Raw genomic sequence first — 26805 nt, forward strand, 5'->3', positions numbered from 1 at the left:
GGCATATGACTGTGTTTTTGACTAACAACAAACAAGAAGTGATGGAAGTGTTGATGGGACCGGAACGCCGGCGGCGGTGGTCAGCGGAAGAGAAGTTGGCGATGGTGAGAGAGAGTTTCGAGCCGGGCAAGTCGGTCTCGATGGTTGCACGCCAGCACGGCGTGAATCCGAACCAGCTGTTTCACTGGGCGCAAGCTGTATCAGGATGGCAGCCTGTCGGCTGTCAGTGCCGGCGAGGAAGTCGTACCAGCGTCGGAGCTGAGCGATGCGCTGAAGCAAATCAGGGAACTCCAGCGACTGCTCGGCAAAAAGACAATGGAGAGCGAGATTCTCCGTGAGGCGGTGGAGGTGGCGAAGTCGCGAAAATGGATTGCGCGCTCACCCTCATTGCCGGGGGACGAGCAGTGAAGCAGGTCTGCGACGTTCTCGGTGTAGCGCGCTCAAACGTGAGCGGCAAGGCTTGCACGTCCAGCCGACTGGCAGGATGGACGCAGCGCCAGGAAGACGGACGATGCCGGGCTGGTCGAAGAAATACGGCTGACCGTCACTGACCTGCCGAGCTATGGTTATCGCCGGGTCTGGGGTATATTGCGTCGGCAGCGGGAGAACCAGTTGAAAAGCGTTGAAGCGGGCGGAGGTGTCGCTTGCTTCTGCTGTTTGTTAATTTTGGCCGCGTAAACGCAAAAACCCCACCGCGGCGGGTGGGGTTTCTGACTGGGGGGAGCCTGACGATTACCTACTTTCACACGGGCAATCCGCACTATCATCGGCGTGGAGTCGTTTCACGGTCCTGTTCGGGATGGGAAGGGGTGGGGCCGACTCGCTATGGTCATCAGGCATGACGGGTTGCTGCGTCGCAGGGTTGGAGTCAACCGGTTGCGCCACAGCCAATCGGGAAGAAGCGTAAAGGATTCGAGTGGGGAGGGTTGTGTTGTTTCTGGCACAACACTGAATCCCAACCGGGCGTTTCTGTGAGCTCCCGCGGGAGTTCACACCAATCCCCTTCGGGGATCGGACCCGCGTAAGTGCTGAAGCACTACCGCGGGTCGAGACACACCTGTTATAGGATCAAGCCTTACGGGCAATTAGTATCAGTTAGCTCAGTACATTACTGTACGTGCACACCTGACCTATCAACGTCCTGGTCTTGAACGACCCTTCAAGGGGCTCGAAGCCCCGGGGATATCTCATCTTAAGGCGAGTTTCCCGCTTAGATGCTTTCAGCGGTTATCTCTTCCGAACATAGCTACCCGGCGATGCCACTGGCGTGACAACCGGTACACCAGAGGTTCGTCCACTCCGGTCCTCTCGTACTAGGAGCAGCCCCCTTCAAATATCCAGCGCCCACGGCAGATAGGGACCAAACTGTCTCACGACGTTTTAAACCCAGCTCACGTACCTCTTTAAATGGCGAACAGCCATACCCTTGGGACCGGCTACAGCCCCAGGATGAGATGAGCCGACATCGAGGTGCCAAACACCGCCGTCGATATGAACTCTTGGGCGGTATCAGCCTGTTATCCCCAGAGTACCTTTTATCCGTTGAGCGATGGCCCTTCCATACAGAACCACCGGATCACTATGACCTGCTTTCGCACCTGTTCGACTTGTCAGTCTCACAGTCAAGCACGCTTATGCCATTGCACTATCAGCACGATTTCCGACCGTACCTAGCGTACCTTCGTACTCCTCCGTTACACTTTGGGAGGAGACCGCCCCAGTCAAACTGCCTACCATGCACTGTCCCCGACCCGGATCACGGGCCAAGGTTAGAACCTCAAACAGATCAGGGTGGTATTTCAAGGACGGCTCCATTGAGACTGGCGTCCCAACTTCATAGCCTCCCACCTATCCTACACAGACCGGTTCAAAGTCCAATGCAAAGCTGCAGTAAAGGTTCATGGGGTCTTTCCGTCTAGCCGCGGGGAGATTGCATCATCACAAACACTTCAACTTCGCTGAGTCTCGGGAGGAGACAGTGTGGCCATCGTTACGCCATTCGTGCAGGTCGGAACTTACCCGACAAGGAATTTCGCTACCTTAGGACCGTTATAGTTACGGCCGCCGTTTACCGGGACTTCAATCAGGAGCTTGCACCCCATCATTTAATCTTCCGGCACCGGGCAGGCGTCACACCCTATACGTCCACTTTCGTGTTTGCAGAGTGCTGTGTTTTTATTAAACAGTCGCAGCCACCAGTTTATTGCAACCCTTTCACCCTTCTGGCGCAGGCCAGTCAGGCTATGAGGGCGTACCTTATCCCGAAGTTACGGTACCAATTTGCCGAGTTCCTTCTCCCGAGTTCTCTCAAGCGCCTTAGAATACTCATCTCGCCCACCTGTGTCGGTTTGCGGTACGGTCACTGTGAAACTGAAGCTTAGAGGCTTTTCCTGGAACCCCTTCCAGTTGCTTCGCCACCGAAGTGGCTCGCCTCGCACCCTTGAATTCTGCGCCCGGATTTGCCAAAGCGCCTTCTCCAATGCAAGGACCGGGACTTCCAACACCCGGACAACCTTCCGCGATCCGTCCCCCCATCGCATTTCACAATGGTGCAGAAATATTAATCTGCTTCCCATCAGCTACGCATTTCTGCCTCGCCTTAGGGGCCGACTCACCCTACGCCGATGAACGTTGCGTAGGAAACCTTGGGCTTACGGCGAGGGGGCCTTTCACCCCCTTTATCGCTACTCATGTCAGCATTCGCACTTCCGATACCTCCAGCACACTTTCCAGTGCACCTTCGCAGGCTTACGGAACGCTCTCCTACCATGCACATTACTGTGCATCCGCAGCTTCGGTATATGGCTTAGCCCCGTTACATCTTCCGCGCAGGACGACTCGATCAGTGAGCTATTACGCTTTCTTTAAAGGGTGGCTGCTTCTAAGCCAACCTCCTGACTGTTTTAGCCTTCCCACTTCGTTTCCCACTTAGCCATATTTGGGGACCTTAGCTGGCGGTCTGGGTTGTTTCCCTCTTGACACCGGACGTTAGCACCCGATGTCTGTCTCCCGTGATTGCACTCTTCGGTATTCGGAGTTTGCTATGGCGTAGTAATCCGCAATGGACCCCACAACCATGACAGTGCTCTACCCCCGAAGGTGAGACACGAGGCACTACCTAAATAGTTTTCGGAGAGAACCAGCTATTTCCAGGTTTGTTTAGCCTTTCACCCCTATCCACAGCTCATCCCCTAACTTTTCAACGTTAGTGGGTTCGGTCCTCCAGCACGTGTTACCGTGCCTTCAACCTGGCCATGGATAGATCACCTGGTTTCGGGTCTACACCCAGCGACTGGACGCCCTGTTCGGACTCGCTTTCGCTACGCCTGCCCTAATCGGTTAAGCTCGCCACTGAATGTAAGTCGCTGACCCATTATACAAAAGGTACGCCGTCACCCCTTCGCAGAGGCTCCGACTGTTTGTATGCATGCGGTTTCAGGATCTGTTTCACTCCCCTCCCGGGGTTCTTTTCGCCTTTCCCTCACGGTACTGGTTCACTATCGGTCGATCACGAGTATTTAGCCTTGGAGGATGGTCCCCCCATCTTCAGACAGGATTTCACGTGTCCCGCCCTACTTCTCGTACACCCAGTTCTTCCATGCTGTTTTCGTCTACAGGGCTATCACCTGCTATGGCCGCACTTTCCAGAGCGTTCGACTAACAATACAGATAACGTGTACCGGCTGATCCCATTTCGCTCGCCACTACTCTGGGAATCTCGGTTGATTTCTTTTCCTGCGGTTACTTAGATGTTTCAGTTCACCGCGTTCGCCTCACGCAGCCTATGGATTCAGCTACGGATACTCCATTAGGAGTGGGTTTCCCCATTCGGACATCTCCGGATCAATGCTCGTTTGCCAGCTCCCCGGAGCTTTTCGCAGGCTACCGCGTCCTTCATCGCCTGTGATCGCCAAGGCATCCACCACATGCACTTGTTCGCTTGACCCTATAACGGGTGTGTCTCTGTGTCGACCCACGTTAGCGCTTTAGCGCTTACGTGGGTCCCATCCCCGGAGGGGATAGACGCACTCGCTACAGGTTGAGTATTCGTGTTGCGCCGTATTCCAAAGCAATCTTTCGATCACCTTTAAAATACATCGATACAATCACAACCCTGATTCACCTACTCACACACCCATCTCCAGGTATGCTTTCGTGAATCTCTTTACTACTTCTTCCTGATTGTTAAAGAACGGCAGCCGGTATGAAGCCTGTGCCTCATACCGCTCTGACTGGCTCAATCGCCAATGCGCAACGCTCTGCCTTCATGCAGAACCCTGCGCATTGAGGATTGGTGGAGGATGACGGGATCGAACCGACGACCCCCTGCTTGCAAAGCAGGTGCTCTCCCAGCTGAGCTAATCCCCCAGTCCCACAGATAGTCCAGCGGCCCCAGCCCTTCAGCTCACCAGACAAGACCGTGGTGGGTCTGGATGGATTCGAACCATCGACCCCCGCCTTATCAAGACGGTGCTCTAACCGGCTGAGCTACAGACCCTGAGCCTGTCTGCGTTGCTTCTAACCACAGCCGATAAGCGTGAGCACTTGAGTGCAGGGAATGCACAGCTCTGGAAAGGAGGTGATCCAGCCGCACCTTCCGATACGGCTACCTTGTTACGACTTCACCCCAGTCATGAATCCTACCGTGGTGACCGTCCTCCTTGCGGTTAGACTAGCCACTTCTGGTAAAACCCACTCCCATGGTGTGACGGGCGGTGTGTACAAGACCCGGGAACGTATTCACCGCGGCATGCTGATCCGCGATTACTAGCGATTCCAGCTTCACGCACCCGAGTTGCAGAGTGCGATCCGGACTACGATCGGTTTTCTGGGATTGGCTCCACCTCGCGGCTTGGCAACCCTCTGTTCCGACCATTGTATGACGTGTGAAGCCCTACCCATAAGGGCCATGAGGACTTGACGTCATCCCCACCTTCCTCCGGTTTGTCACCGGCAGTCTCCCTGGAGTGCTCTTGCGTAGCAACTAGGGACAAGGGTTGCGCTCGTTGCGGGACTTAACCCAACATCTCACGACACGAGCTGACGACAGCCATGCAGCACCTGTGTTATGGCTCCCTTTCGGGCACTCCCGCCTCTCGGCAGGATTCCATACATGTCAAGGGTAGGTAAGGTTTTTCGCGTTGCATCGAATTAATCCACATCATCCACCGCTTGTGCGGGTCCCCGTCAATTCCTTTGAGTTTTAATCTTGCGACCGTACTCCCCAGGCGGTCAACTTCACGCGTTAGCTACGTTACCAAGCCAATGAAGGCCCGACAACCAGTTGACATCGTTTAGGGCGTGGACTACCAGGGTATCTAATCCTGTTTGCTCCCCACGCTTTCGTGCATGAGCGTCAGTATTGGCCCAGGGGGCTGCCTTCGCCATCGGTGTTCCTCCACATCTCTACGCATTTCACTGCTACACGTGGAATTCCACCCCCCTCTGCCATACTCCAGCGCTGCAGTCACCAATGCAGTTCCCAGGTTAAGCCCGGGGATTTCACATCGGTCTTACAGCACCGCCTGCGCACGCTTTACGCCCAGTAATTCCGATTAACGCTCGCACCCTACGTATTACCGCGGCTGCTGGCACGTAGTTAGCCGGTGCTTATTCTTCCGGTACCGTCATCCCTCACGGATATTAGCCACGAGGTTTTCTTTCCGGACAAAAGTGCTTTACAACCCGAAGGCCTTCTTCACACACGCGGCATTGCTGGATCAGGCTTGCGCCCATTGTCCAAAATTCCCCACTGCTGCCTCCCGTAGGAGTCTGGGCCGTGTCTCAGTCCCAGTGTGGCTGGTCGTCCTCTCAGACCAGCTACAGATCGTCGGCTTGGTAGGCCTTTACCCCACCAACTACCTAATCTGCCATCGGCCGCCCCTTGAGCGCGAGGTCCCGAAAGATCCCCCGCTTTCCTCTCCCGAGCGTATGCGGTATTAATCCGGCTTTCGCCGGGCTATCCCCCACTCCAGGACACGTTCCGATGTATTACTCACCCGTTCGCCACTCGCCACCAGACCGGAGTCCGTGCTGCCGTTCGACTTGCATGTGTAAGGCATGCCGCCAGCGTTCAATCTGAGCCAGGATCAAACTCTTCAGTTCAAACCTGTTACTGTGTTCGGGCTCTCTCGAACCCGGTCGCTCACTCAACGTACTGACGATGATTGATCCGTCTTTCGACAGACAAACCTTCCTCTAATACTGTGTGAGGCTTCTGATACTTCTGCCTGACAGCAGATTCCGGAGAATCCGCCGCCGCATTCCGCATCAAGCGCCCACACTTATCGACTGTTAGTTTTTAAAGATCGGTCCGCCAAACCCGCCGCGCCTGAACCACCACTACCCGGCACTGCTTCGTTTGCGTCGCTGCGTCTGCAGCAGAGAAACGGGATTATGGAGAACTTCCGTCGGATCGTCAACAGGTTTTTATCACTCGCCTAACCTGCCCACGCCGCCGAAGCCCACGCCATCAAAGGCTTCCCGCTTCTCCGCACCCCGGCGTCCGGAGCGCGAAAGTGCGGAATTCTAGTCGCCGACATCGGGACTTGCAAGCGATATTTTGACAAGCGTATTAACGGTGCTTGAAAACCGGTTTGCGCTTCTCCACGAACGCGGCCATCCCCTCTTTCTGGTCTTCGGTGGCGAAGAGCGAATGGAACAGGCGGCGCTCGAAATGCACGCCCTCCGCGAGCGTCGTTTCAAAGGCTCGGTTGACCGACTCCTTGACCATCAGCACCGCCGGCAGCGGAAATTCCGCAATGGTGGCGGCCGCGCCGACCGCTTCGTCAAGCAGCGATGCCGCCGGGATCACGCGCGAAACCAGTCCGGCGCGCTCCGCTTCGGCGGCATCCATGAAACGGGCGGTCAAACAGAGGTCCATCGCCTTCGCTTTTGACACCGCCCGCGGCAAGCGCTGCGTGCCGCCCGCGCCCGGCATGATCCCGAGCTTGATTTCCGGTTGACCGAACTTCGCCGTGTCGGCGGCGAAAATGATATCGCACGTCATCGCCAGTTCGCAGCCGCCGCCGAGCGCGAAGCCCGCCACCGCGGCAATGATCGGCTTACGGATCGAGCGAACCGTTTCCCAATTGCGCGTGATGTAGTCGCCCTTGTAGACATCCATATAGGAGTACGACGCCATCATCCCGATGTCCGCACCCGCCGCGAATGCTTTCTCGCTGCCCGTCACGACGATTGCGCCAATCGACTCGTCGCCGTCGAACTCGCGCAACGCTGCGCCTAGTTCGTCCATCAGCGCGTCGTTCAGTGCATTCAGAGCCTTCGGACGGTTGAGCGTAATCAGTCCGACCCGTCCCCGCGTCTCAACCAGAATGTTTTCGTAAGCCATGCCGCCTCCATAAGGGTTAATCGCACGCGAAAAACGCTTCGCGCATCGTCTGTGGTGATGCTACCATTCCCCAACCAACCGGTCGGTCAATTATTCGACAGGTATTTCCCCAACGTACAGCCGAGCCTCTTTGCCATGACACATCCGCTATTCACCAAGCACGAAGACACGCTGCACAAAGCGCTCGCCGCGCTCGAAACGCGCGGCTACTGGAGCCCGTTCGTCGAGATGCCCAGTCCGAAAGTGTACGGGGAAACAGCTAACGCGGACGGCGAAGCCGCGTTCAAGGCGCTTCTAGACAAAACGTTCGACCTGGACCAACCGTCGACGGGAGAGACCGTCGGCGCAGAGGTTTCGCCGTTCGGCTTCCAGCTCGGCGTGCGTTACCCGAAAGCCGACCCGAGCGCGCTCATCGCCGCATCTGCCGCGGCGCAACGCGATTGGCGCGCCGCCGGCTCGCAGGCATGGATCGGCGTGAGCCTCGAAATCCTCGCGCGCCTGAATCGCGCCAGCTTCGAGCTCGGCTACAGCGTGATGCACACGACCGGTCAGGCGTTCATGATGGCCTTCCAGGCAGGGGGCCCACACGCGCAGGATCGCGCGCTCGAAGCGGTCGCGTATGCCTGGGATCAGCTGCGCCGTATTCCCGCCGACGCGCACTGGGAAAAGCCGCAAGGCAAAAACCCGCCGCTCGCGATGCACAAGCGCTACACCGTCGTGCCGCGCGGCATCGGCCTCGTGCTCGGCTGCTGCACATTCCCGACGTGGAACGGCTATCCGGGCCTGTTCGCCGATCTGGCCACCGGCAACACGGTGATCGTCAAGCCGCATCCGGGCGCGATCCTGCCGCTCGCGCTGACCGTGCGCATCGCGCGTGACGTGTTGCGCGAAGCGGGCTTCGATCCGAACGTCGTCACGCTGCTGGCCACCGCCCCAAACGACGGCGCCCTCGTCCAGCAACTGGCCCAGCGCCCCGAGATCAAACTGATCGACTTCACGGGCAGCACCCAGAACGGCACCTGGCTCGAGCGCAACGCGCACCACGCGCAGGTCTACACCGAAAAAGCTGGCGTCAATCAGATCGTCATCGACTCGGTCGACGACATCAAGGCGGCCGCGCGCAACATCGCGTTCTCGCTGGCGCTGTACTCAGGCCAGATGTGCACCGCGCCGCAAAATATCTACGTACGGCGAGACGGCATTCGCACCGCGGAAGGCACGCTCAGCTTTGACGATGTCTCCCAGGCGCTTGCCGGCGCGGTGCAAAAGCTCGTCGCCGATCCGGCCCGCGCCGTCGAACTGCTCGGCGCGATCCAGAACGAAGGCGTCGTGCAGCGCATCGACGAAGCCGCCGGGCTCGGCCGCGTTCTCGTCGCGAGCCAGACGCTCGACCATCCGTCCTTTCCGGGCGCTCGCGTGCGCACACCGCTCGTATTGCAACTCGACGCCTCGACCGACCACGCCCAGTTCACGAGAGAATGGTTCGGGCCGATCTCGTTCGTCATCGCGACGGACTCGACCGCGCAGTCACTCGACCTCGCTGGCGACATTGCTGCCGAGCACGGCGCGCTAACGCTGGCGGTCTACAGCACGGACGACGCCGTGCTCGACGCCGCGCACGAAGCGTCGATCCGCGGCGGCGTCGCACTGTCGATCAACCTGACCGGTGGCGTGTTCGTCAACCAGTCCGCGGCTTTTTCGGACTTTCACGGCACCGGCGCCAACCCGGCCGCGAATGCCGCGCTTGCCGATGCCGCTTTCGTCGCCAACCGCTTCCGTGTCGTTCAAAGCCGCGTTCATGTTGAACCGAAAGCGGCGCCCGCGGTAGCTGGCTGAACGGCATAAGAAGGCTTCAGCACAACGCACGACTTCGTCCTATGCCGTTCGGCGGATGGACCGAGTCGTGCGCTCTGACTAACATCAGACATCGGATCGGCATCACGCGCCGACGCTAGTCGAGCGACCGTGCCCATCGGCCAAAGAGAGTTTGAGGAGACACCCCATGTCATATGAAGCGATCCGGCTGGACATCGACTCATCGAGCCATGTCGCCACCATTACGCTGAACCGCCCGGACAAGCTCAACAGCTTCACGCGCGCGATGCATCAGCAACTCGGCGCGGCACTCGACCAGGTCGAAAAGTCCGGCGCCCGTGCGCTCGTGCTCACCGGCGCGGGACGCGGCTTCTGCGCCGGCCAGGATCTCGCCGACCTCGATTTCACGCCCGGCGCGATGACCGACCTCGGCGCCGTGATCGATGAATACTTCAATCCGTTGATCCGCCGTCTGCAAGCGCTACCGTTTCCGGTGATCGCCGCGGTCAACGGCACGGCCGCCGGCGCGGGCGCCAATCTCGCGTTGGCCTGCGACCTGGTGCTCGCAGCTCGCTCCGCGAGTTTCATCCAGGCGTTCGTGAAGATCGGCCTCGTGCCGGATTCGGGCGGGACGTGGTTCCTGCCGCAACGCGTTGGCATGGCACGCGCGCTCGGCCTCGCGATCACCGGCGACAAGCTCAGCGCCGACAAAGCCGAAAGCTGGGGCTTGATCTGGCAAGCGCTCGACGACGCCGAACTGGCTCCGGCCGCGGCAAAACTCGCGGCCCAGCTTGCCCAGCAACCGACGCGGGCGATCGCCGCGATCAAGCAGGCGATGCGTGCCGGCACGACGCAAACGCTCGACCAGCAGCTCGATCTCGAGCGTGATCTGCAGCGCCAACTAGGCGCCTCGCACGATTACGCGGAAGGCGTGCAGGCATTTATCGAAAAGCGCGCGCCGCGCTTCGAGGGGCGTTGAGATGTCCACGCAAACCACCCGCCCCGACCAGATGACTGCCGACGAACTCGCCCGCGCGACAGCCGCCGCGATGTACGAAAACGACGCCTGCAGTCGCGCGCTCGGGCTCGAGATTCTCGAAGTGCGCCCCGGCTATGCGCGGCTGCGCATGGCGGTGCGCGACGACTTCCTGAACGGCCATCAGATCTGCCACGGTGGCCTGATCTTCACGCTCGCCGATTCGACCTTCGCGTTCGCCTGCAACACCTACAACATCAATACGGTTGCCGCCGGCTGCTCGATCGAATACCTCCGGCCGGTCTACGGCGGCGACGTGCTGAGCGCCGAAGCGGTCGAGCAGACATCGAGCGGGCGCACTGGCATCTACGATATTCGCGTCACGAATCGCGCCGGCGAGACCGTCGCGATGTTTCGCGGCAAGTCGGCGCAAATCAGGGGCAACCTGATTCCCACCGGCGACTGACATTGAGCGGCGGCAAGCCAGAGCCGCCCTCGCGGACGACTGTCTGCGTGGCTCTCTGACGCCAACGCGTTACATATCAAACTCAGATACTGAGGCAGCAAGGAGACATTCGATGAGCACCGCTCTTCCGCTCGATCCGATCGAGACCGCCAGCCGCGACGAGCTCGCCGCGCTCCAACTTGAACGGCTCAAATGGTCACTCACCCATGCGTATGAAAATTCGCCGGTGTACCGGCGCAAGTTCGACGAAGCCGGTGTTCATCCGGGCGATGTCAAGTCGCTCGCGGACCTCGCGCGCTTACCGTTCACGACGAAGAAGGATTTGCGCGACAACTATCCGTTCGGCATGTTCGCGGTGCCGCAGGAGCAGATTTCGCGAATCCATGCATCGTCTGGGACGACCGGCAAGCCGACCGTCGTCGGCTATACGGCGCGCGACATCGACACGTGGGCGAATCTCGTCGCCCGTTCGATACGCGCCGCCGGCGCGAAGCGCGGCGACAAGGTGCACGTGAGCTACGGCTACGGCCTCTTCACGGGCGGCCTCGGCGCGCATTACGGCGCCGAGCGCGCGGGGCTCACCGTGATTCCGTTCGGCGGTGGTCAGACCGAAAAGCAGGTGCAGCTGATCCAGGACTTCCGGCCGGACATCATCATGGTGACACCGAGCTACATGCTGTCGATCGCCGACGAACTCGAGCGCCAGGGTATCGACCCGGCTAGCTGCTCATTGCGCATCGGCATCTTCGGCGCTGAGCCGTGGACCAACGAAATGCGCGAGGCGATCGAAAAACGCATGGGCATCGACGCGGTCGACATCTACGGTCTCTCCGAAGTGATGGGCCCGGGCGTCGCCTCGGAGTGCATCGAGACCAAAGACGGCCCGACGATCTGGGAAGACCATTTCTATCCCGAGATCATCGACCCCGAAACGGGCGAGGTGCTGCCCGATGGCGAACTCGGCGAGCTCGTGTTCACGTCGCTGACGAAAGAAGCGCTGCCGATCATCCGCTACCGCACGCGCGATCTCACGCGCCTGCTGCCGGGCAGCGCCCGCACGATGCGGCGTATGGAAAAAATCACGGGCCGCTCGGACGACATGATGATCGTCCGTGGCGTCAATGTGTTCCCGACGCAGATCGAAGAGTTGCTGCTCAAGCAGCACGCGCTCGCGCCGCACTATCAGATCGTACTGACGAAGGAAGGGCCGCTCGACGTGTTGACGCTGAACGTCGAACCGTGCCCCGAAAGCGCGCCGGATACTTCCGCGCTAACCACCGCGAAAAACGCGCTGGCGTACGACATCAAGGCGCTGATTGGCGTAAGCGCGGTGGTGAACGTGCTGGCCGTGAATGGGATCGAGCGCTCGGTGGGCAAGGCGCGGCGGGTGGTCGACAAGCGCAGATCGGGGCTCTAAGTCAGGCAACGGGCAGCGACGCGCAGCGTAAGAGCCCAACAAAAAACGGCGTCACGCACGGATCCTGATCCGAACGTGACGCCGATTTCCACGACTTCTATTAACGGCTTCGCGGCAGCCTCCAACCCGCCTCCCGAAAACTGCTGTAACTCAAACGGCAGTCACGCTTCCGCCTGGGCCCCACCGCCTCACGAATTCGGCAGCAGCAACCACATCCGGCCACCCTGCTTCATCTTGCCAGCCAGATCACCGGCATCGTCGCCGAGGCCCCAGAAGTAGTCGGCGCGCACGCCGCCTTTGATCGCGGTGCCCGTGTCCTGCGCGAACACGAGGCGGTTCATCGGCGAGTTCGTCAGCGGCCGTGTGGTCTGCAGGAACACCGGCGTGCCGAGCGGAATCGCGCTCGGGTCGACCGCAATCGAGCGCTCCGGCGTCAGCGGCACGCCGAGCGCGCCGATCGGGCCGTCCGCGCCGCCGCTCGGCATACTTTCGGCCGACGGCATCTCGCGAAAAAACACGAAGCGCGGATTGGTGTCGAGCAATCCATCGACGCGCGTCGGATTCGCGCGTGCCCATGCCTTGATGCCCTGCATCGTTGCCTGCGCGGGTGTGATCTCGCCATGATCGAGCAGCCAGCGCCCGATCGACTTGTACGGCTGATTGTTGGTACCGCCAAAGCCGACGCGCATCACGCTGCCGTCTTCCATCACGATGCGCCCGGAGCCCTGCACCTGCAAAAAGAATGCTTCGATCGGATCGTCGACCCACACGAGTTCGTTGCCGCTGAGCGCGCCCGAGCGTTCGAGTTGGGCGCGCGCCGGCAACGGCGCCCCCACGCGATAGCCGGCGGGCCAGCGGTACAGCGCGGTCTGATATACCCCATGCCGCGTGCGCGAGCCCCGCAGCAGTGGCTCGTAGTAACCGGTGACCAGACCGTCGAGCGTGCCGTCGCTATTCGCGAGCTGGAACGGCGTGAAGTAGGCTTCGAAGAAGGCGCGCGCGCCGGTGACGTCGAGATCGTCGATTTGCGCGGCGGCCGCGCATGCACGCGACCAGTTCGGCTGACGCGCGAGCCTCGTGCAGTTTTGCCGCAACGCGGCCGTCGCGCCGATCAGCGAGTCGTCCTGCCAGCCCGGCACCTGCTGCCACGCAACCGCGGTCAAGCGCGACGACGCGATCTGGCCGGGGATGATCGCCGCGCCGCTCGGCGGCGAAGGCCGGAGCGCGCCGCCGCCGCCGCAGGAGGCAAGCAACACCGCAACCGACAATGCACCGACCCACGCGCCGGCTCGGCGGACAAAACGCATACAATGTTCGTTGTTGATGGAAACCGCCATGTCTGATTTGTTCGACGAATACCCGATGCTCATCTTCGCGCTGGAATCGCTGCTCGCGCTGTTCCTGCTCGTCTTTATCGTTGTGTGGACGTCGTCTGGCAAGAAAAAAGCGCGACGTGCCAAGCCGGCGGAACGGTCCCAACAGCAAAAGCCGCAGTGAGCCTGGCCGGCGGGTTGCATACAGAACCGCACAACCCCTCGCGCCTCAAGCGCTCGTCTGAGCGCTCATCCAACCACCCACTCAACTGCCCGCTGCGCCGCGCGCCGATACGAACTCATTAAAGACCGCGCAACACCGCGCCGGTTCAATGCAACGTCCGCGGCATGCGCAACACGAACTCCGGCACCGGCGCCTCGAAGCGCTCACCATCCTCCGCCACGCAGAAGTAATCGCCGCGCATCGTGCCGACCGGCGTCGCGATCACTGCCCAACTCGTGTATTCGAAATGCTCGCCCGGCTTGAGCAGCGGCTGATGACCGACCACGCCCAGGCCTTTGACTTCCTGGACGGTGTTCTCGCTGTCGGTGATAATCCAGTGACGCGCGATCAACTGTGCGGGCACCTGGCCGGTGTTACGGATGGTCAGCGTGTAGGCAAAGGCGTACTGGCGACGCTCCGGGTCCGATTCTTCGGGCAGGTAGTGCACCTGCGCCGAGACGCTGAATTCGTACTGGCTCATCCTGATTCCGATCTGATCAAACGGGCTGTGAAAAATCGTGGAAGGCCCGAACGCCAATGGTCTGCGGGTGCAGCGGCGATGCGGCGCTCATGGAATGGCATTCTGCTTGATGCGCGGCATGGCCGCAACCGGATACGCCTTTCGGCCAGCAGTGTCTAAGACGTTGGGACACGGCTGCTTTGCCGCGCCCAGTCTCCATGTCGTTTTTGCGCCGGCACTTTGCGAAGTTTCATCGCGCGATTCCGCCACGCCAACCGCGGCCAGCACCCCGGTCTGCACGCGCAAAACCGGTAAAATGGCGCTTTCCCGCTTGCATCGGCCCCCTGTCATGACGCAATTTCGCATCGCCCCCAGCATTCTCTCCGCCGACTTCGCCCGCCTGGGCGAAGAAGTCCGCAACGTCGTCGTCGCCGGCGCCGACTGGATCCACTTCGACGTGATGGACAACCACTACGTGCCGAACCTGACCATCGGCCCGCTCGTATGCGAAGCGATCCGCCCGCACGTGGACGTGCCGATCGACGTGCACCTGATGGTGCGTCCCGTCGACCGCATCGTGCCGGACTTCGCGAAAGCCGGCGCGAACCTGATCAGCTTTCACCCGGAAGCGTCGGATCACATCGACCGCACGCTGTCGCTGATCCGCGACCACGGCTGCAAGGCCGGCCTCGTGTTCAATCCGGCGACGTCGCTGAACTATCTCGATCATGTGATGGACAAGGTCGACCTCGTGCTGATCATGTCGGTAAACCCGGGCTTCGGCGGCCAGTCGTTCATCCCCGAGGCGCTCAACAAGCTGCGCGAAGCGCGCAAACGCATCGACGCGTACACCGAGCGCACCGGCCGCGACATCCACCTCGAAGTGGACGGCGGCGTGAAGGTCGACAACATCGCGGAAATCGCGGCGGCCGGCGCGGACACGTTCGTGGCCGGCTCGGCGATCTTTGGCCAGCCCGATCACAAGGTCGTGATCGACAAGATGCGCGCCGCCCTCGCGACCGTCCAGCGTTAAAAACCAGCGCCTCATGACCACTTCGTATCCCGCCCCGACGTTTACCGGCGCGCGCCTCGAAGCCGCGATCATCGACCTCGACGGCACGATGATCGACACGGCCGACGACTTCACCGCCGGCCTGAACGGTATGCTCGCTCAGCTCGACGCGGAGGAAACGACGCGCGAGGAAGTGGTCGGCTACGTCGGCAAGGGTTCGGAGCATCTGATCCGCAGCGTGCTTGCGCCGCGCTTCGAAGCCGAGCACGCGCAAGAGCGCTTCGCCGAAGCGCTCGCGATCTATCAGGCCGAGTACGCGAAGATCAACGGCGTGCACACGCGGCTTTATCCAGACGTCGAGGCCGGTCTGCGCGCGCTGCGCGACGCGGGCCTGAAGCTCGCCTGCGTGACCAACAAGCCGCACCGCTTCGCGCTCGAATTGCTGCAGCAGTACCGGCTTGCACCGTATTTCAGCGTCGTGCTCGGCGGCGACAGTCTCGCGAAAAAGAAACCAGACCCGCTGCCGATGCTGACCGCCGCCGCGCAACTCGGCGTCGAGCCGAGCGCCACGGTGGCGATCGGCGACTCGGAAAACGACGCGCTGGCGGGCCGCGCGGCCGGCATGGCAACGCTGACCGTGCCCTACGGGTACAACCACGGCCAAGCTATACAAACGATAAAATCCGATGGTATAGTTGCCTCGCTGCTCGACGCCGCCAGGGCGATCGCAGCGCATCAATCCACGACTTAACAGTCCTTCATCCTCATGTTTCTGAATAAAAAACGGAGTCTGATTAGCATCGACCGGGGAGCCTGGCCCTGGCGTCGCTGGTCGCGCTAACCTCGCCTGAGGTACGCTGAAGCTCGTCTTCGGCAACCGTTTTTTACTTCGCTGCGCTCACGCGCTTTTTCCATCGATCTGTTTTTGCGCAGCTGCATCGGCTGATTGAGCCTGCGCGTACCCGCAAGGTACCGTTGCTCACCCGCACCGCTCGCACGCGCCGATGGAAGACCCGCGCCGGTCGGTATCATTGTGTCGAGAACGTCGACCCACGCCCTGACCGGAGGCGCTTAGCCCCGCTTTGCCCGACGCTTGCTGCCGCCGGACCACCGTACAGGATCGGAACATGACCGAACTCGAATTCCAGTCCCTCGCCAACGAGGGTTTCAACCGCATCCCGCTGATCGCCGAAGCGCTCGCCGACCTCGAGACGCCGCTGTCGCTGTACCTGAAGCTCGCGCAGACCGAGCGCAACGGCGCGAACTCGTTCCTGCTGGAGTCGGTGGTCGGCGGCGAACGCTTCGGGCGTTATTCGTTCATCGGCCTGCCGGCGCGGACTCTCATGCGCACGCGCAACGGCGTGTCGGAAGTGGTCCGCGACGGCAAGGTCGTCGAGACGCACGACGGCGATCCGCTCGCGTTCATCCAGCAATTCCAGGCGCGCTTCAACGTCGCGCAACGCCCGGGGCTGCCGCGCTTCACGGGCGGTCTCGCCGGCTACTTCGGCTATGACGCGGTGCGCTACATCGAGAAGAAGCTCGCGCACAGCGCGCCGAAAGACGACCTCAATCTGCCCGACATCCAGCTGCTGCTGACCGAGGAAGTCGCCGTCATCGACAACCTCGCCGGCAAGCTCTATCTGGTGGTCTACGCCGACCCGACCCAGGCTGAGGCCTACACGAAAGCGAAGCACCGTCTGCGCGAACTGCGCCAGCGGCTGCGCGTCACCGTCGAGCCGCCCGTCGTGTCGGCCAGCGTACGCACCGAGATCTACCGCGAATTCGCGAAAGACGATTACCTGGCGGCCGTGCGCAAGGCGAAGGAATACGTCGCCGCCGGCGAACTGATGCAGGTGCAGGTCGGTCAGCGCCTGATCAAGCCGTACCGCGACAATCCGCTGTCGCTGTATCGCGCGCTGCGCTCGCTGAATCCGTCGCCGTACATGTACTACTACAACTTCGGCGACTTCCACGTGGTCGGCGCGTCGCCGGAGATTCTGGTGCGCCAGGAAAAGCGCGGCGAGGACCGTATCGTCACGATCCGCCCGCTGGCCGGCACCCGTCCGCGCGGCAACACGCCCGAGCGCGATGCCGCGCTCGCTACCGAGCTGCTGAACGATCCGAAGGAAATCGCCGAGCATGTGATGCTGATCGACCTCGCGCGCAACGACGTCGGCCGCATCGCGCAGATCGGCTCGGTGGTCGTGACCGACAAGATGGTGATCGAGAAGTACTCGCACGTGCAGCACATCGTCAGCTCGGTCGAAGGCAAGCTCAAGAACGACATGACCAATTTCGACGTGCTGCGCGCCACCTTCCCGGCCGGCACGCTGTCGGGCGCGCCGAAGGTCCGCGCGATGGAGCTGATCGACGAGCTCGAGCCCGTCAAGCGCGGCCTGTACGGCGGGGCGGTCGGCTATCTGTCGTTCACCGGCGAGATGGATCTGGCCATCACGATCCGCACCGGCGTGATTGCGAACGGCAATCTGTATGTGCAGGCGGCCGCGGGCGTGGTCGCCGATTCGGTGCCCGAATCCGAATGGCAGGAGACCGAGAACAAGGCACGCGCGGTAATGCGCGCCGCCGAGCAGGTCCAGGACGGCCTCGATAGCGACTTCTGACCGGAGACACACCATGCTGCTCATGATCGACAACTACGACTCGTTCACCTACAACCTGGTGCAGTACTTCGGCGAACTCGGCGAAGACGTGCGCACCTATCGCAACGACGAAATCACGCTCGATGAAATCGCCAGGCTGAACCCCGAGCGCATCTGCCTGTCGCCGGGCCCAAGCAATCCGCAACACGCGGGCATCACGCTCGACGTGCTGCGCGAATTCGCCGGCAAGACGCCGATTCTCGGCGTGTGCCTCGGCCATCAGGCGATCGGCGAGGCGTTCGGCGGCCGCGTCGTGCGCGCGCAGACCATCATGCACGGCAAGGTCAGCACGATCGAAACCGACTGCAAGGGCGTATTCGAAGACCTGCCGAAGCATTTCACGGTGACGCGCTACCACTCGCTCGCGATCGAACGCGAATCGCTGCCCGACTGCCTCGAAGTATCGGCATGGACTGAAGACGGCGAAATCATGGGCGTGCGCCACAAGGAACTGGCCGTGGAAGGCGTGCAGTTCCACCCGGAATCGATCCTGTCCGAACACGGCCACGCGCTGCTCGAAAACTTCGTCAAGCAGTCAAAGCTCGCCGTCGCCGGCAAGGCCTCGAATCACGCGGCGTCCCGCAATGCCTGACACAAAGGGAGACGAGATCATGTCCATTACGCCCCAGGAAGCCTTGCAGCGGACCATCGAGCACCGCGAGATTTTTCACGACGAAATGCTGCACCTGATGCGCCTCATCATGCGCGGCGAACTCTCGCCCGTGATGTCGGCGGCGATCATCACCGGTCTGCGCGTCAAGAAAGAGACCATCGGCGAAATCACCGCGGCCGCCACGGTGATGCGTGAATTTGCCCGGCACGTCGACGTCCAGGACAACTCGAACTTCGTCGATATCGTCGGCACCGGCGGCGACGGCGCGCACACGTTCAACATTTCCACCGCGACGATGTTCGTGTCGGCCGCGGCGGGCGCGAAGGTCGCAAAGCACGGCAATCGCGGCGTATCGAGCAAGTCGGGCAGCGCGGACGTGCTCGAAGCGCTCGGCGTCAACATCGATCTGCAGCCGGAGCAGGTCGCGGCATCGATTGCGGAAACGGGCATGGGCTTCATGTTCGCGCCGAACCATCATCCGGCGATGAAAAACGTCGCGCCGGTACGCCGGGAACTCGGCATCCGCACGATCTTCAATATCCTCGGACCGCTCACCAATCCGGCCGGCGCGCCGAATCAGCTGATGGGCGTGTTTCACCCCGACCTCGTCGGCATTCAGGTGCGCGTGATGCAGCGCCTCGGCGCCAAGCACGTGCTCGTCGTGTACGGGATGGACGGCATGGACGAAGTGTCGCTCGGCGGCGCCACGCTGGTCGGCGAGTTGCGCGACGGCGAGATCCGCGAGTACGAGATCCATCCGGAAGACTTCGGCATGCAGATGGTGTCGAACCGCACGCTCAAAGTCGCCGACGCGGGCGAGTCGAAGGTCATGCTGCTCGACGCGCTTAGCAACAAGCCCGGCGTCGCGCGGGAAATCGTCACGCTGAACGCCGGCACGGCACTCTATTCGGCGAACGTCGCGGCCACGATCGCGGACGGCATCGAGCTCGCGCGCGAAGCGATCGCGAGCGGCAAGGCACGCGCGAAGGTCGACGAACTGGTGCGCTTCACCCAGCAATTCAAGCAGTAATCACGTAGCGAGACATTTATGAGCGACATCCTCGACCGCATCATCGCGGTCAAACGCGAAGAAGTCCGGGCGGCCGAGCAAAGCGTGCCGCTCGAAGAACTGCGGCTCGAAGCGTCGTCGCGCGATCTCCGCGACTTCGTCGGCGCATTGCGCGCCAAGCACACGGCGGGTCTCGCCGCGGTGATCTCCGAAGTGAAGAAGGCGAGCCCGTCGAAGGGCGTGCTGCGCGAGCGCTTCGTGCCGGCCGACATCGCGCGTTCGTATGAGAAGCACGGCGCGGCGTGTCTGTCCGTGCTGACCGACGTGCAGTTCTTCCAGGGCAGCGTCGCCTATCTGCAGCAAGCGCGCGCCGCGTGCCAGTTGCCGGTGATACGCAAGGACTTCATCGTCGATCCGTATCAGGTTGTCGAAGCACGCGCGATGGGGGCCGACGCAATCCTGCTGATCGCCGCCGCGCTCGAAACCGCCGAGATGCAGGACCTCGAAGCGCTCGCGCATTCGCTGGGGCTCGCGGTGCTCGTCGAAGTGCACGACAGCGATGAACTCAAGGAAGCGCTGACGCTGAAGACGCCACTGATCGGCATCAACAACCGCAATCTGCGCACCTTCGAAACCTCGCTCGACACGACGCTCGGCATGCTCGACGCGATTCCCGACGATCGCATCGTCGTGACCGAATCGGGCATCCTGTCGCGCGACGACGTCGAGCGCATGCGCGCGCGGAATGTGCATACCTTCCTCGTCGGCGAAGCGTTCATGCGCGCGGACGAGCCGGGCGTGGAACTCGCGCGGATGTTTTTCTGAGCGTCGTATCGACGTATCCGCGTATCGGGCGCAGAGAAATCCACGCAACGAGGACACCCAGCATGGGCATGGAACGCGAAATCAAGCTGGCGCTGCCGGCTTCGCAGGTGCAGGCGGCGACGCAGTGGTTCGCCGCGCGCGCCGGCAAGAACGGACGCGCGATCAAGCTCGTGAACATTTACTTCGATACGCCGCAGTTGACGCTGGCGTCGTCAAAGAGCGCGCTGCGTCTACGGCAGACCCCGGACGGCTGGCTGCAGACCTTCAAGACGGTCGGCACGGCGACGAACGGCTTGCATAGCCGGCACGAATGGGAATTGCCGGTCGCGGGCGCGAAGCTCGAAATCGAATCGTTGCTGAGCGCTTGCGACGAACCCGCCGCCGCGGATGCGCTGAAACAGGCCGCGCCTGCGCTGATCGAGCTGTTCCACACCGATTTCACGCGCACGCTATGGCTGCTCGACTCCGACGGCGCTCAGATCGAGGCGGCGATCGATCAGGGCGACGTGCTTGCCGAAGTCGACGATGAAGCGCGCCGCGCGCCGATCTCGGAGATCGAGCTCGAACTGAAATCGGGCGACGAAGCGGCGCTTCACACGCTCGCCGCCGAACTCGGCAAACGGATTGCCGGCCTCGCGCCGGATGACATCAGCAAGGCGCAGCGCGGGTATCGGTTGCGCGCCACGTGAGCGCGTTGCCCGAAACCCGCGGCACCTCATGCGCTCGCTTGCCGCAACTTGAGCTAGTCCGCGTTTGCTGCGACACTTCCCCGCCATGACCTCCGCTTCCCGCACCCGCTCCAGTTTGCCGCAGGCATCGCTGTTCGACGATGTCGCGCCCGCCCCGGCCTCCGCCGCCCCCACCGCCGCCCCGCCCACGCTCGAAGCACAATTCGCCGCGCTACCAGCGGCCTGGCGCGCGCACCTGAAACCCTTCATCGACAGCGACACCTACGCGCCGCTGTGCCGCTTCGTCGACGGTGAGCGTGCCGCCGGCAAAACGATCTATCCGGCCGATGTGTTCCGCGCGCTTCGCCTGACGAGCCCCGACGAAGTGAAAGTCGTAATCCTCGGCCAGGACCCGTACCACGGCGAAGACCGCGGCACGCCGCAGGCGCATGGTCTCGCGTTTTCGGTCGCGCCGCACGTGCGGCCGCCACCGTCGCTGCGCAACATCTTCAAGGAAATCGCCGCGAGTCTCGGTCACCGGACGCCGCAGCACGGTTGCCTCGACAGCTGGGCCAAACAGGGCGTGCTGCTGCTGAACACGGTGCTGACCGTCGAGCGCGACAGCGCCGCGAGCCACGCGAAACGCGGCTGGGAGAAATGTACCGACACGCTGATCCACGAACTCGCGACGCGGCATCAGAACCTCGTCTTCATGCTGTGGGGCGCGCATGCGCAGGCAAAGCGCGCGCTACTCGGGGGCAAGTCGCACTATGTGCTGGAGGCGCCGCATCCGTCGCCGCTGTCCGCGCATCGCGGCTTTCTCGGTTGCGGGCATTTCGCGAAGGCGAACGAATATCTGTTGCAGCACGGCCGGGAGCCGATCGACTGGCGTCTACCGGACGACGCGCAAATGCTTGCGTGAGAGCGTCGTCGTCAGAAGATTGCGATACACAACGAAAACGCCACGGAGGGTGGACCCATCCGTGGCGTTATTCTTTTCACCGCTCGCGCCGCATCGAAGCTGCGCAATGCGGCAGGACAAACCCGCTTAAACCGCGGCGATCGCTTCGCGTGCCGAGCTCAGCGCGGCGTTCGCGGCGTCCGGGCCCATGTTCAGGCCTTCGGCGTAGATGAAGTTCACGTCGGTCATGCCGAGGAAGCCGAGGAAGCTCTTCAGGTACGGCGTCTGGCTATCGTTCGGCGTGCCGAGATACTTGCCGCCGCGCGCCGACACGACGTGGACCTTCTTGCCCGTCACGAGGCCTTCCGGGCCGGTCGCGGTGTAACGGAACGTGATGCCCGCACGTGCGATGAAGTCGAAGTACGTCTTCAGTTGCGACGAAATGCCGAAGTTGTACATCGGCGCACCGATCACGATGACGTCGGCGGCTTGCAGTTCGGCGATCAGCGCTTCGCTGCGTGCGGCGATGGCGGCCTGTTCCGGGGTGCGCTGGTCGGCCGGCGTGAAGAACGCGCCGAGCACGGCGTCGTCGAGGTGCGGCAGCGGTTCGGCTTGCAGGTTACGGACGACGACTTGCGCGCCCGGATTCGACTGTTGCAGCTTTTCCGTCAGCTCGTTGACGAGAAGCGTCGAGTTCGCGCCTTGCGAACGGGCTGCCGAGTTGATTTGCAGGATCGTGGTCATGGTTGACTCCAGTAGGGGCGCGCAGTGTTGCGCGAGTGAAGTCATTGTGTTTTTTTACCGGCCGGCGAAAAAGCCGTCCGGCGGCGAAGGATTGTTGCATGGGTAGAACAATCAACCGCCCTCCTCCGCCGATTGACGACGGGACAGGCGACGATCGGTGGACCGTCCGGTGCGGCCCACCACCACGCCGATCACTTCGTCAGCCAGCGCTCAAGGGCTTTGCGCGCGGCGGGACGGTGATCGCTGACCGTGAGCTTGTAGCGGGCCACTTCGGGACCGTCGAGCTTCACCTGCGTGACCCGCAACTCGTCGCGGCGGAACGCGTGCACGTCGACTTTCGCGCCCGGCTGATAGCGCATCAGCAGAGCATCGATATTCCCGCCGGTCACGCGCAGACCATCGATCGCGATCAGCACGTCGCCAGCGGAGAGGCCGGCCTTCTGCGCGGCGCTGCCCTCGTGCACGGTCGCGAGCGCGCAATCCGCGCCACCGCGTAGCCGCACGCCGAGCGACGGCTTGCCGTTTTTGTCGACGTCCGGCGCGAGCGCCACGCCGAACGGCGCGAGCAGCGCGTCGAGCGGCAGATCGCGCGTGCCGCGCACGCCCTCGGCGAACAGTTCGGCCAGTTGCGCGCCGCTCGCTTCCGCGAAAATCGCCTCGATCTCGCTTTCGTCGACGCCGACCGGCTTGCCTCGATAAAAGTCACGGCCAAAGCGCTTCCACAGCAGACGCATCACGTCGTCGAGCGATTTCTGGTTGCTGGTCTGCGCGCGGATCGTCAGGTCGAAGGCGAGCGCGATCAGCGAGCCCTTCGTGTAATAGCTGACGATCGCGTTCGGCGCGTTCTCGTCCTGCCGGTAGTACTTGACCCACGCATCGAACGAGCTTTCGGCGACGCTCTGCTTGAGGCGCCCGCTGCCGCGCTGCACCCCGCCGATCACCTTGCCGACCAGGCCGAAATAGTCGTCCTGCGAGATCACGCCGCTGCGTACGAGAATCAGGTCGTCGTAATACGACGTGAAGCCCTCGAACAGCCACAGCATCGACGTGTAGTTTTCGACGCCGAGGTCATACGGCGCGAACTCGGCCGGCTTGATCCGCTTCACATTCCACGTGTGGAAATACTCGTGGCTGCACAGACCGAGATAGGTCCGGTAGCCCTCGCTCATCGGCTCGCGGCCCTGCACCGGCAGATCGGTGCGATTGCAGATCAGCGCGGTCGACGCGCGATGCTCGAGCCCGCCGTAACCGTCGGTGACAGCCTGCGTCATGAACACGTAGCGCTCGACCGGCGCCTTCTTCGACTTCGGTTCGAACAACGCGATCTGCGCTTCGCAGATGCGCTTCAGGTCCTTGCACAGACGCTCCATGTCGAGCCCGGTCACGCGACCGCCTATCACGACGTCGTGCGGCACGCCGTGCGCCTTGAACGTCGCGAGCGCGAATTCCCCGAGCGTCACAGGATGGTCGATCAGTTCGTCGTAGTTCTGCGCGCGGTATTCGCCGAAGCCATAGCGCTTCGTGCCGCGCGCTTCCGGCAGCGCGGTCGCGACGCGCCAGCCGCGATACGCCGCGCCCTGCGGCTTCTGGATATCGACCACGCACTGCGCGTCCTCATGGCCGAGCGGCGACAGGAACACGCTGGTGCCGTTGAAAAAGCCGATCGTGTCGTCCAGATGCGCGGCGCGCACCGACAGGTCCCATGCGTACACCTCGTAGCGCAGCGTCAAGGCTCCCTTGACCGGCGCGGCCTGCCACATGTGCTTGTCGATCTTCTCGACGCGCACCTTGCGGCCCGCGTCGTTCACCGCGCGCAGCGTGACGATGTTGCGCGCGAACTCGCGCACCATGTAGCTGCCCGGAATCCACACCGGCAGCATGAAACGCTGGCCGGCCGGATCGGGATCGGCGACGGTCACGGTGACTTCGAACAGGTGGGCGGCGGGGTTACCCGGAACGATGGTGTAGCGGATCGGCTTCATCGGCGGCGCTTGGGAGTGTCAGGAGAGTGAGGCGGAGAAGTTCGGGGCTCGATGCGAAAGGAGGCGCTGCGTGCGCCTCCTTCAGTTTGAACGTTGCATCTGTTGCGCGCCCGGGGCGGGCGTGGCGCTGTGGCCAGCGCGCTGTTCAGTGCACGGCCGACAGTTCCTTGTCGAGCCGATCTGCCGGCACCGCGCCGGGCAGGCGGCGACCGTCGGCGAGAAACACCGTCGGCGTGCCTTCGACGTTCATCGAACGGCCGAGCGCGAGGTTCTTGTCGATCGCGGCGGTGTCGCAGGTGGCGGCGGCGGTCGGCGCCTGACGGTCCTGCATCCACGATTCCCACGCCTTCGCGCGATCGGCCGAGCACCAGATCGACTTCGACTTGGCCGTCGAATCGGGCGACAGCACCGGGTACAGGAACGTGTAGACCGTCACGTTGTCGATCGACAGCAGCGTTTTTTCGAGCTGCTTGCAGTACGGGCAGTTCGGATCGGAGAACACCGCGATCTTGCGCGCGCCATTGCCGCGCACGACCTTCACCGCGTTGCCGAACGGCAGGCTCGCAAAGTCGATGCGGTTGGTTTCCGACAGGCGTGCCTCGGTCAGATTCTTGCGCGTCTTCGAGTCCACCATGTCGCCGAGCATCAGGTAGTCGCCGCTCGCATCGCTGTAGACGATCTGCGTGCCGAGATTCACTTCGTACAGGCCCGCGATCGGCGTCTTCGACACGCTTTTGATCGTCACGTCGGAAAGACGGGTTTGCAAGGTGGCCTTGAGCTTGTCGGTGGTCTGGTCGGCCTGCGCCGAGCAGCCGAGCATAGCGGCACCGATCGCGAGCGCGGCGGCGGCGATGCGGAAGGTCTTTTTCATGCTGGAGTCCTGGAGTCAGTCGCGCACCTGCGCGTTTTTTACGTTCCGGCCGCGAGTTTCGGCCGCCTATCTGTTCAATCAGGCTCGATCAGGTTCGATCGGGGGTCGGATAAGGGCGGATCGCAGCGCTTCGATCCGGTCATGATACCTGTCCCGGGCGCCGGTGACCGGCCATCGGCTATCCGCCCGACGCCTCGTCGCGGTTTACCCCAGCGCGGCCGACACGAGCCAGCGCTTGATGAATGGCTGCGCGCCGACGAACGCCATGCCGGTATTGCGCACGGCGCGCGCGAGCGGACCGGGCACCGAGAACAGTTTCTGCAGGCCGTCGGTGGCGATCATCAGCGCGTGAATGTCTTCGCGGCGCGCGCGTTCGTAGCGACGCAGCAGCACCATGTCGCCGAGATCGCGGAACGACTCCTTGCCGCCGATCGTGCTCGCGAGCGCGGCGACGTCGCGCAAGCCGAGGTTCATGCCCTGTCCTGCCAACGGATGGATCAGATGTGCGGCATCGCCGACCAGCGCGACCCGCGGGGCGACGAGCCGGTCCACGGTCTGCAACGCGAGCGGGAAGCCCTGCGCGGGCGTCACGCAGTCGAGCGCACCGAACTGTTCACCGCTCACGTGCTCGACTTCGGCGGCGAGCCGCTCGGGATCGAGCGCGAGCAACTGCTCGGCGTGTTCGGTGCGCGCCGACCAGACCAGCGACACGTGGCCGTCCGGCATCGGCAGCAACGCGATGATCTCGCCCTCGCGGAACCACTGATACGCGGTTTCGCCGTGCGGCTTCGCAGCCTTGAAATTGGCGACCACACCGATCTGTCTGTAGTCGCGGCGCACCATCTTCGAGCCGATCTGCGCGCGCACCCACGAGTGCGCGCCGTCCGCGCCGACTACCAGATCCGCTTCGAGCACGTTGCCGTTCGCGAGGCCGACGCTCGCGTTGTCGACGGAGAAATCGAGCGCCTGCGCGCGCGCGTCGAACCACGTGAGGTTCGGCTGGAAGCGCAGCGCGGCATCGAGCGCGCGCTCGATCACCGACGACTCGACGATCCACGCAAGCTGCGGCACCGATGCCTGAAACGCCGAGAAATGCAGCTCGGCGTGCGCGTCGCCATAGACGCGCATGTCGTAGACGGGACCGAGCCGTGTGTGATCGAGCGCCTGCCAGACCCGCAGCCGTTCGAACAAGGCCTGCGAACTCGACGACAACGCATAGACGCGCGAGTCGAAGACAGCACCGGCGGGCAGCGCCGCGCAAGGCTGCGCGAGCAGTGCGACGCGCAGTCCGGCTTGCGTGAGCGCGAGCGCCGCGGTCTTGCCGACGAGCCCGCCGCCGATCACGGCGGCATCAAAGGTCTGGTGGTGTGCGTTCATGCGCGCATTATAGCCGCGGGGGTGCGGGGGACGGATCGACGGGCGCGGCCGTTGGGCGCTGTGCGCGGGGCCTCGCGGGCTCGTGCCGGACATGGTGTCTGGGGGCAGAGCCTGAGGTTGTC

General features: G+C 62.6%; 20 protein-coding genes, 2 tRNA genes, 3 rRNA genes and 1 pseudogene. 14 read left to right on the forward strand and 12 right to left on the reverse strand.

Features of this window, described 5'->3' with window-relative positions; translation table 11 throughout:
- Window positions 1-41: 41 nt before the first annotated feature.
- Window positions 42-603, forward strand: a pseudogene (locus OKW37_RS21200) (transposase); the annotation flags it as partial.
- A gap of 120 nt (window positions 604-723) precedes the next feature.
- On the opposite strand, the gene rrf reads toward OKW37_RS21200, so the two are convergent.
- The 6 genes from rrf to OKW37_RS21230 form a co-directional block, all read right to left on the reverse strand.
- Window positions 724-837: ribosomal RNA gene (gene rrf, locus OKW37_RS21205) — 5S ribosomal RNA — on the reverse strand.
- A 227-nt stretch (window positions 838-1064) separates the two neighbouring features.
- A 23S ribosomal RNA gene (locus OKW37_RS21210) occupies window positions 1065-3946 on the reverse strand.
- Window positions 3947-4292: 346 nt separating this feature from the next.
- Window positions 4293-4368: transfer RNA gene (locus OKW37_RS21215), tRNA-Ala, on the reverse strand.
- 53 nt (window positions 4369-4421) lie between these two features.
- Window positions 4422-4498 (reverse strand) — tRNA-Ile (locus tag OKW37_RS21220).
- A 74-nt stretch (window positions 4499-4572) separates the two neighbouring features.
- Window positions 4573-6105, reverse strand: a 16S ribosomal RNA gene (locus tag OKW37_RS21225).
- Together the 16S, 23S and 5S rRNA genes with 2 tRNA genes alongside form the textbook arrangement of a ribosomal RNA operon.
- 469 nt (window positions 6106-6574) lie before the next feature.
- Window positions 6575-7351: an enoyl-CoA hydratase gene (locus tag OKW37_RS21230; RefSeq protein ID WP_429408226.1), complete on the reverse strand. Its 777-nt coding sequence runs from the start codon at window positions 7349-7351 to the stop codon at window positions 6575-6577.
- Between the two features lie 135 nt (window positions 7352-7486).
- On the opposite strand from OKW37_RS21230, the gene paaN reads away from it, so the two are divergent.
- The 4 genes from paaN (at window position 7487) to paaK (ending at window position 12025) form a co-directional block, all read left to right on the forward strand.
- Complete coding sequence (gene paaN / locus OKW37_RS21235; protein ID WP_429408224.1) at window positions 7487-9187, forward strand: phenylacetic acid degradation protein PaaN; 1701 nt, start codon at window positions 7487-7489, stop codon at window positions 9185-9187.
- 166 nt (window positions 9188-9353) lie between these two features.
- The gene (gene paaG, locus OKW37_RS21240; RefSeq protein WP_429408222.1) at window positions 9354-10145 is read left to right on the forward strand and encodes a 2-(1,2-epoxy-1,2-dihydrophenyl)acetyl-CoA isomerase PaaG; all 792 of its coding nucleotides are present in this window, start codon (window positions 9354-9356) and stop codon (window positions 10143-10145) included.
- A 1-nt stretch (window position 10146) separates the two neighbouring features.
- Window positions 10147-10608: a hydroxyphenylacetyl-CoA thioesterase PaaI gene (paaI, locus tag OKW37_RS21245; protein ID WP_090802007.1), complete on the forward strand. Its 462-nt coding sequence runs from the start codon at window positions 10147-10149 to the stop codon at window positions 10606-10608.
- A gap of 112 nt (window positions 10609-10720) precedes the next feature.
- Window positions 10721-12025 (forward strand): phenylacetate--CoA ligase PaaK, encoded by a 1305-nt coding sequence (gene paaK / locus OKW37_RS21250; protein WP_429356206.1) that lies wholly within the window; start codon window positions 10721-10723, stop codon window positions 12023-12025.
- Between the two features lie 188 nt (window positions 12026-12213).
- Here the strand turns inward: paaK and mltA are convergent, their stop codons facing one another.
- A complete protein-coding gene (gene mltA / locus OKW37_RS21255; RefSeq protein WP_429408219.1) occupies window positions 12214-13332 on the reverse strand; it encodes a murein transglycosylase A in 1119 nt (372 codons plus the stop codon).
- A gap of 28 nt (window positions 13333-13360) precedes the next feature.
- Between mltA and OKW37_RS21260 the strand changes: the two genes are divergently transcribed.
- Window positions 13361-13522, forward strand: a complete 162-nt coding sequence (locus OKW37_RS21260; protein WP_176078910.1) for a hypothetical protein — start codon at window positions 13361-13363, stop codon at window positions 13520-13522.
- Between the two features lie 145 nt (window positions 13523-13667).
- Here the strand turns inward: OKW37_RS21260 and apaG are convergent, their stop codons facing one another.
- The gene (gene apaG / locus OKW37_RS21265) at window positions 13668-14042 is read right to left on the reverse strand and encodes a Co2+/Mg2+ efflux protein ApaG (RefSeq protein WP_184009102.1); all 375 of its coding nucleotides are present in this window, start codon (window positions 14040-14042) and stop codon (window positions 13668-13670) included.
- A gap of 328 nt (window positions 14043-14370) precedes the next feature.
- Between apaG and rpe the strand changes: the two genes are divergently transcribed.
- From rpe to OKW37_RS21305, 8 genes are all read left to right on the forward strand, one after another.
- On the forward strand, window positions 14371-15054 hold the full coding sequence (gene rpe / locus OKW37_RS21270) for a ribulose-phosphate 3-epimerase (RefSeq protein WP_429408217.1): 684 nt from the start codon (window positions 14371-14373) through the stop codon (window positions 15052-15054).
- Between the two features lie 13 nt (window positions 15055-15067).
- Window positions 15068-15784: a phosphoglycolate phosphatase gene (locus tag OKW37_RS21275; RefSeq protein WP_429408215.1), complete on the forward strand. Its 717-nt coding sequence runs from the start codon at window positions 15068-15070 to the stop codon at window positions 15782-15784.
- A gap of 376 nt (window positions 15785-16160) precedes the next feature.
- A complete protein-coding gene (gene trpE / locus OKW37_RS21280) occupies window positions 16161-17654 on the forward strand; it encodes an anthranilate synthase component I (protein WP_429408213.1) in 1494 nt (497 codons plus the stop codon).
- A gap of 13 nt (window positions 17655-17667) precedes the next feature.
- The gene (locus tag OKW37_RS21285) at window positions 17668-18285 is read left to right on the forward strand and encodes an aminodeoxychorismate/anthranilate synthase component II (protein ID WP_187614361.1); all 618 of its coding nucleotides are present in this window, start codon (window positions 17668-17670) and stop codon (window positions 18283-18285) included.
- A 19-nt stretch (window positions 18286-18304) separates the two neighbouring features.
- Window positions 18305-19336 carry an anthranilate phosphoribosyltransferase gene (gene trpD, locus OKW37_RS21290; RefSeq protein ID WP_090805481.1) on the forward strand — a complete coding sequence of 344 codons (1032 nt, stop codon included), beginning with the start codon at window positions 18305-18307 and terminating at the stop codon, window positions 19334-19336.
- Window positions 19337-19354: 18 nt separating this feature from the next.
- Window positions 19355-20140: an indole-3-glycerol phosphate synthase TrpC gene (gene trpC / locus OKW37_RS21295; protein WP_429356209.1), complete on the forward strand. Its 786-nt coding sequence runs from the start codon at window positions 19355-19357 to the stop codon at window positions 20138-20140.
- Between the two features lie 62 nt (window positions 20141-20202).
- Window positions 20203-20829 carry a CYTH domain-containing protein gene (locus OKW37_RS21300; protein ID WP_429408210.1) on the forward strand — a complete coding sequence of 209 codons (627 nt, stop codon included), beginning with the start codon at window positions 20203-20205 and terminating at the stop codon, window positions 20827-20829.
- A gap of 85 nt (window positions 20830-20914) precedes the next feature.
- The gene (locus OKW37_RS21305) at window positions 20915-21730 is read left to right on the forward strand and encodes a uracil-DNA glycosylase (protein WP_429408208.1); all 816 of its coding nucleotides are present in this window, start codon (window positions 20915-20917) and stop codon (window positions 21728-21730) included.
- 126 nt (window positions 21731-21856) lie between these two features.
- Here the strand turns inward: OKW37_RS21305 and OKW37_RS21310 are convergent, their stop codons facing one another.
- The 4 genes from OKW37_RS21310 to OKW37_RS21325 all read right to left on the reverse strand — a co-directional run bounded on the left by OKW37_RS21310 (window position 21857) and on the right by OKW37_RS21325 (window position 26683).
- A complete protein-coding gene (locus OKW37_RS21310) occupies window positions 21857-22453 on the reverse strand; it encodes an FMN-dependent NADH-azoreductase (protein WP_429356211.1) in 597 nt (198 codons plus the stop codon).
- Between the two features lie 191 nt (window positions 22454-22644).
- Complete coding sequence (locus tag OKW37_RS21315) at window positions 22645-24435, reverse strand: M61 family metallopeptidase (protein WP_429408204.1); 1791 nt, start codon at window positions 24433-24435, stop codon at window positions 22645-22647.
- 145 nt (window positions 24436-24580) lie between these two features.
- Entirely contained in the window at window positions 24581-25306 is a 726-nt protein-coding gene (locus OKW37_RS21320) for a DsbC family protein (RefSeq protein ID WP_090802025.1), read from the reverse strand.
- A gap of 204 nt (window positions 25307-25510) precedes the next feature.
- Window positions 25511-26683 (reverse strand): UbiH/UbiF family hydroxylase, encoded by a 1173-nt coding sequence (locus OKW37_RS21325; RefSeq protein WP_429408202.1) that lies wholly within the window; start codon window positions 26681-26683, stop codon window positions 25511-25513.
- Between the last annotated feature and the right edge of the window lie 122 nt (window positions 26684-26805).

The sequence above is a fragment of the Paraburkholderia sp. MM5482-R2 genome (assembly GCF_050436125.1).
Classification (GTDB): Bacteria; Pseudomonadota; Gammaproteobacteria; order Burkholderiales; family Burkholderiaceae; genus Paraburkholderia; species Paraburkholderia tuberum.